The sequence below is a fragment of the Bacteroidales bacterium genome, assembly GCA_018334875.1.
Lineage (GTDB): Bacteria > Bacteroidota > Bacteroidia > Bacteroidales > UBA12077 > JAGXLC01.
The window spans coordinates 1-6,814 of the sequence record JAGXLC010000220.1 but is presented as its reverse complement, the minus strand read 5'-3'; the positions used below and the strand labels follow the sequence as shown (position 1 = coordinate 6,814).

Below are 6,814 nucleotides of genomic sequence, written 5' to 3'. Positions count from 1 at the left end.
CCCATGAACCACGGCCGCCCCCTGGACCGAAATAATCATGTGAGGCTATATAATCGCCGTTAGGCATGACCACAAGAGATGGGGAACCTATATACTTCCCGGAAGAAGCCGGTGAATGATTGATCACAACACCAGGTGCTTCAGGATTATAGCTCTGTGCCCATGAAGGAGTATTCATGGCAATAATGACAAATAACAGGATTGTAATCTTTTTCATAGACTGTTCATTTATAGAATTAATTATTTTAATTTTACTCGATACTTAAAATTCAATTCCAATATTTTAAACCAGCAGGGAAATATGCGCAAATTATTCTTTCTCTTTACGTTTGTGCAGCCCAAATACTTGTTATAACTCAGCCAAATTTTAAAGTCTTCATCTCATCGCGTTCCCTTTGGATCAGGACTTTCATAAGGAGGATAAGGGTACTCATCGGGAAGCACCTTTACCCCTGTTGTTAATTTGAGAGGAAGACCATAATTATAGGTTAGTTCAATAAAATATGCCTTCCATCCCTTTTTCGGCCCGGAAAGCCTGATGTTATAATGGCCGTCCTGATTGATCCGGATGATACTGTCTTGCCAAACTTTTCCGATTTCATCCACTCTGAAGTCCCGTTTTTCTTCGTTAACAGCATACCAGAGCTTTACTTCCTCGATGGGATCTTCAGGATCTGTCCTTACAGCAATATGAGAGTCCCCCACTTTCCAATGATAATCCGGAAGGGCCTTATGATTTACCACAGCATCATAAAAGGCCATGATCGTTTGCATGGCATCTGTGTCATCCAATGAATGCCCGGTATTTGGAACATACCGGAGATACTTTTCCTCTTTCAGGTCATTCCAGTAAAACTGCCAGCTATCCGGCTGAAAAAACTGGTCACCGGTAGCATTAACCAGCAGTTTCGGCATATCATAGCGTTCTATATAGGAATAAGGCTCCGTAATCTCCATTAAACGATCGAATTCCACAGAACCTATCCACTCCATGATCCCTTCATCAACATAATCATGTACGGCCGGGGCCCAAAATCCATAGTTTCTCCAATGATGTTTAAAGGAAGGTTCCAGATTCAGCAGATCGATGACAATGGGAATCATGGCTACGACACGGTCATCTGTGGCTGCTGTGGTCCATGTAGTCCATCCCCGCTTGGAGCCTCCGGCTACAGCATAATTGTTTACTTCTAAATTTTCTTCTTTTAAAACAAATTCTGATACTGCATCCATGGCACAATGCACTGCATTGGTCATAGGCAACCGGGCCAACCAAACCGCATCTTCATCATCCGCACTCCCTTCAAGAAATTTTCGCCAACCGTAGGCAATCAATTCGTCCTCTTTCCTTTCACCCATGGTATCTCCGGAAAAGGTCAGCGGTTGATTTGGAATATTATGTATCCCCACAGCAATTGTATTGGTCAAAACAGCGGACTGAACCAGCATAGAGTCCGCCTTAACAGGTAATTCATCGTCTCTGTCTCCTCCTCCAATCCATATAAATGCCGTTTCATACTCAACAGAATCCGGTACCACAATACTTACCCAATGCCACCAAGTAGGGTCCTCCACCAATTGCTCATTTAGCCATTTCTGGGAAGTCATTCTCAGAATATACAATGTATAATCCTCCCTTTTAGCATGATGCATAACCCGATAATTAAAATCGGAACCGGCAGTATCCACGTAAATATCCAGGGGTGTTTCAGAGATACCTTCCTCACCAGTTTTTTCTTTCTTCGGAGATTTGCAATTTGAAAATGACAATAAGTAAATAAGAAAAAAAAGAAAAAGTGTAGGTAGGGACATCCTTGTTGGTCTATATAAAATCATAATTGCGAAATTTTTCAAATTTAATGCTTTTCAGTTTAATACGGAAGAAATTCATTATCGAACTATTCCCCCTTAATCCATTCCTCATTAAATGTAGCGTATTTTATTGTCTTTCTTTCCCTTCCATTCTTTGAAAGTTGGCGATAACTGTAACTTACATGAAGGTTGCCATTCTTTCCTTGAATTATAGCGGGATATCCTGCGGTTACCGGATCATTGCCATCATCAAATTCGATTTTCCTGGTCCATGGCCAGGTTTTTCCCTCATCCTCAGAAACAGATACGGCAAGGCTATGACGTCCTTCGGTTGTATCGTTATAAATTAATACCCAATGGCCGTTTTTTAATGTCACTATATCTGCTGCAGACCCTGGATTGGGTATCTCCGAATCCTTTACCAGGCTCCAGGTCTCTCCATCATCGCTTGAACGACTGACATGGAGACGCTTGGGCGGAGGACCATTGTCCCGCATATAAGCTACCAATTCACCCGATTCGGTTTCTGCAATTGCTGGTTGTATATTGCCTGCCCCAACAAGTGGTGTACTAAACTCCCAGGTTTCACCCCAATTGTCAGTAAAAGCCATTAAAGAAAAGCTAAATCCATCGGAGTAGAGAGGAACAATCACTCGGCCCTCAGTGGTTATGAACGGTTTGTTTCTGGTTTGCCATCCCATCCTTCTAAAATAAGGATAGCCCAGCTCAGTATGCTCATAAGTCCCGTCTTCCTTATATAATCGTCCGTTTTTCACCATATCCTTACCTTTGGCTTTGGCCATAATCCTCTCTTTCCATTGTTGGATTCTTTCATTGTCAGCTTCCACATTAGCGGTTTCAATATAATTGTCCAATTGCCTATTTACTGATTGAACAAATGAATCGTCTGGTTGAATACCACGTTCAGCTTTATCGCCTGGTTTAACATGCAGGTTTTCCTGCCAGTTCCAATTGGGGGGTCCCAACATATTCATATAATCCTCACTGATTCTGTATTTACATAATGAAGTCTCCCACTGATTGGCAATTACCGTATACCACATGAGCCAGAGCCTACTTTTACCATCCACAAAAAGGACCGGATTGATATCAGGAAAGCCTTCCACATCAGCCAAAACAAACGGTTCACTCCACTCATTACTTCCATATTTTTTCCTTGCACCAAATATTTTGACATCATCAGCCCATCGCTCTCCACTACCCTGAAACCAGGCGGCCAAAAGATCGCCGTTGGGTAGTTCTTCTATGGTTGAACCATGAACATGCTCATTTTGATAAGGTATAATGATTTCAGAATTGAAAACAGGTCTCCGGGCATGAACATTGGAACACACCAAAGCAAGCAGTAAAGAGACTGATAAAGCTGTTAATGGTCTTCTTATAGTCGAAGTAGTCATAATATGTTAGTTTTTTGTTTTTTGCACCTCAAGATATTTGTTCAATATTTCTTTCAAATGAAAAAAATCTTTTACCTGCATATCAGCTAGGCTCTGATCCTGATTATCAGAAGAAGATCCATTAAATGCTATACATAACATATTCGCAGCTTTTGCTGCTTGAATGCCGTTGGTTGAATCTTCTATAACCAGGCAATATTCCGGGCCAACGCCCAGCAATTGGGCGGTATAAAGAAAAATATCCGGTTCAGGTTTACTCTTCCCAACCAAATTACTGCTTACAATATACCTAAAATATTTTATCAAGCCTGATTTTTCCATAATCATTTCAACGGTCTCTGAATCTGAGGAAGATGCCACGGCCATCGGAATGTGGTTATTTTTTAAGTCGTCCAGCAAATCCAATACTCCGGGCATTGGATCAATCTTGTATAAGCCTGCAAAATAATTTCTGGATTCTTCATGATTAAGTTTAACCATTTCTGCTGTATTCCAGGGCAGATTCTTCTTTTTTATGATCTCACTCCACATGACATCGGAAGCTTTACCCATATAATTCCTGTGTTCTTCATCTGAAACATTCAGGTGGAAACGCTTAAAAAGCCTCTTTTCAACTTCTACATGAAAAGGTTCGCTGTCCACCAATACGCCGTCCATATCAAAAATGACTGCCTTCATTAATTGTGATTGCATAACGAAATATTTAATTTAATTGATTTGATTATAAATTTCATCCAATAAACTGTTACCTTCTAAACTCCATTGATTCGGGCATTTTAAGGTGATCCAAATCTGATATCTTTATTTTCAGCACCTCGATAGATTGTTTTCCGCCGGAAAAAGCCACATACAGGTATCCATCATGTTCGAGTACATGGGGATAGTCTACATGACGTCCACCTATGAGATAGGCCATCTTCGTAAAAACCATTCCATCCTTGCTGATCGAGAGGGCAAGCGGGTCACGGCGCTCCGGGTTGGGATTGGACACCAGCACGTAACGGCCGTCGGTCAGCCTGATGCCATGAAATTTCGACCGGGCATCAGGGAAATTGGTTTGTACGGGGCGGTGCCAGGTTCGACCATAGTCGGTGGAAAATGATCTGTAAAGATAACCGCTTCCCCGGTTATCCCTGTAAAGCGACATAAGATTCTCCCCATCAGGCAATATCCACCAGTAGGGTTCTTCTGAGTCCAATATGTCAGACGAACCAGGCACTTCAAAAGATTCCCATTGAAAGATACTTTCGTTGCCTCCTACTAGAAATTGAATCCCTGCTTCCGCGTAATCGTGGGTTCGTCGTGACATTAACCATTCGCCGGTGGGTAATTTTTTAGGTGGAAAATTGTTGATGGCATCGTCCCAAACCACCCCTGCATCCTCCCATATATTTGATTGATCATCCCAGCAAAAAGCCCTTAGCTCCAGATCAGGACCAAAAAAACCCGCTGCTTCATCCAGAGAAGCAAGGGCCAGAAGCTCTCCATCCCGCTTCCAAAATCCACGGGATATCCAACGAAAACCCTCATCTGACCGGGTGTTATAATGAGGAGAATCCGGTTCTGAATGAGGGGGATAAGGCGTTAGCATTTTGGGATCACTCCAATTCAAACCATCTTTACTGTTAGCATATTTCACTACCTGACCTACCCTATCCTCAACGCCTGGGCCATCACTCCACATCACCCAGAATTTGCCATTATAACGGATCAAATAATTATGCTGATTAACCCCATCTTCTTTACTCACATCATTTATTACCCTATGTTTGGCTGGAATGCGGGGCAAATTCTCAAAATCGATTGCATGCGGATCTTCTGGCACCCAATCACCATCAAGCATGAGTGCAGAACCAGGATTGGTCTTGGGATCAGGCGGTGAAAGACTTTTTGGCTGCTCCTGAGCCATTGCAGAATAAGTCAATAGCAGAAATAAGAATAACAGAACCCCGTTATTCCCAGACACTTTATTTTTTGAAAATAAACGTTCAATCATGTACATGAGATTTGATTTATAGATAATTACCAAATTATACATCTGCTTTCTTCTTTAACCATTCCAGGTTGAAACGGTAATGTATTTTACTTGAGATAAGATGAATAATTCTATCCGGAGATTGTGTTGCTGCCATATAACCACGGGGCTCAGCATGGCTGGCATCGGTCTTAAAAGTTCCGGTATGGGCTCCGCCGTCATATTCACCTTTTCCGGGCGTTACCAGCTTGCGTACCGGCCAGGTTTCTCCTTCATCGTAAGAAAGGGCTGCAAACAAACCATAACCCCGGAAAGAACTCCCGTTTTTGCCCGTAAATTCAATTCCCTTATCATCGTTGTGGGGACCGGTAAATGAAGCAAAAAGCAGGGGCCCTTCATCCAGGCGCATCAGCACCAGGCGCTGACCGCTGGATATGGGCGGAAATGGACTGGCGGAATAGGTCCAGGATTTTCCCATATCATCCGAGATGCTCACAGGCATATGTCCGTTGATGTTATCGCCGCGGCCAAGAGCCATCAGACGACCATCCTTTAGTTCAACCACCCCTGCATGAATGCCGGCAATCCATCCGCCGGTTTCTCCTGCTTCAAAGAGGGGCTTTGGTTTTCCTGCACCCGGATCGTACCAGGTTTTACCTTCATTATGGCTGATGTGAACGGCGGTTCCTCCATGCCCCGCGGTAACTGCATCACAGGGCACCACAATGGATCCGTCAGAAGTTTTAATCACACCTGCTATGGGCATGTTGCGCAGGCCATGTTCCCGGTTGATCCAATGGGGCTTTGACCATGTGACACCATTGTCCTCACTGGTTCGCATGATCAGAGCAAGCCTCCCCCAGCCATAACTGACGCCAATGCCCTGAAAATGATAAATTCGTTTATTGGCTCTATCCCACCAGATGGAAGTGGCATGCATGTTTCTGTCGGGTGCCTTATAAAACAGGGATGGCTTATCCCATTCTTCTGCTCCTTTCCTGAAACGGGCAGCAGCCACTGCCAGTTCACGCCCCTGTTCTTCAACAGTTGTATACCAGGTAGCAAAAAGGTCTCCATTCGGCAAGGGAGTTATATCGGGACAGTGGTTATGGGCTGAATACAGGGGACCGTTAGACTCAGGCGGTACCTTTTGAAAATAAATGGGATCCTCAAAATAAGGCTCATCCATATTGATATTTCTCTCCCACTTACTCCCGGTTTGACTGATGTCAGCAGCCCAAAATTTTTTAGCGGGGGGACCGGATGGTTCGGAATCCGGCATTTCGGCCTGAACTACTCTGAAGCCCACCATACAATTTTTGTCATCAGGTAACATACCCATCCTGTTTGCACTGCGCAAGAATTTAGCCTCTGTATTGTGACTCCCTCCACGCGTTACCTTGAAATTTCCACTGGCATACCCCACAGGGTCAATCTGCAGGGTCGCGAGATAAGGTCCATACCAATCCAGGCACCACTCCTCGACAAGCCCGTGCATATTATAAAGCTCCCAGGAGTTGGAGGGAGTGGTACCAACCTTCAATGGCACCGGACGGGGATACCATGCATCGGTTTGGTTCAGATGGAATGCTTCCGGCAAACTCCCGCC

Annotated in this window: 6 protein-coding genes; all 6 read right to left on the bottom strand. The window is 43.9% G+C overall.

Features of this window, described 5'->3' with window-relative positions; genetic code table 11:
* The coding region (locus KGY70_14800) for a hypothetical protein (GenBank protein ID MBS3776462.1) at positions 1-217 on the bottom strand (217 nt) is incomplete at its 3' end.
* Between the two features lie 164 nt (positions 218-381).
* A complete protein-coding gene (locus KGY70_14795) occupies positions 382-1,836 on the bottom strand; it encodes a hypothetical protein (protein MBS3776461.1) in 1,455 nt (484 codons plus the stop codon).
* 62 nt (positions 1,837-1,898) lie between these two features.
* A complete protein-coding gene (locus KGY70_14790) occupies positions 1,899-3,230 on the bottom strand; it encodes an exo-alpha-sialidase (protein MBS3776460.1) in 1,332 nt (443 codons plus the stop codon).
* Positions 3,231-3,236: 6 nt separating this feature from the next.
* Positions 3,237-3,923, bottom strand: a complete 687-nt coding sequence (locus KGY70_14785) for an HAD family phosphatase (protein ID MBS3776459.1) — start codon at positions 3,921-3,923, stop codon at positions 3,237-3,239.
* A 52-nt stretch (positions 3,924-3,975) separates the two neighbouring features.
* A complete protein-coding gene (locus KGY70_14780) occupies positions 3,976-5,226 on the bottom strand; it encodes an exo-alpha-sialidase (GenBank protein ID MBS3776458.1) in 1,251 nt (416 codons plus the stop codon).
* 34 nt (positions 5,227-5,260) lie between these two features.
* Positions 5,261-6,814, bottom strand: a 1,554-nt coding sequence (locus tag KGY70_14775; protein ID MBS3776457.1) for an exo-alpha-sialidase, incomplete at its 5' end; no start/stop codon positions are given.

Coding starts and splice junctions, on each gene's coding strand:
- KGY70_14795 (MBS3776461.1), bottom strand. CDS start 1,836: ATGATTTTATATAGACCAACAAGGATGTCCCTACCTACACTTTTTCTT.
- KGY70_14790 (MBS3776460.1), bottom strand. CDS start 3,230: ATGACTACTTCGACTATAAGAAGACCATTAACAGCTTTATCAGTCTCT.
- KGY70_14785 (MBS3776459.1), bottom strand. CDS start 3,923: ATGCAATCACAATTAATGAAGGCAGTCATTTTTGATATGGACGGCGTA.
- KGY70_14780 (MBS3776458.1), bottom strand. CDS start 5,226: ATGATTGAACGTTTATTTTCAAAAAATAAAGTGTCTGGGAATAACGGG.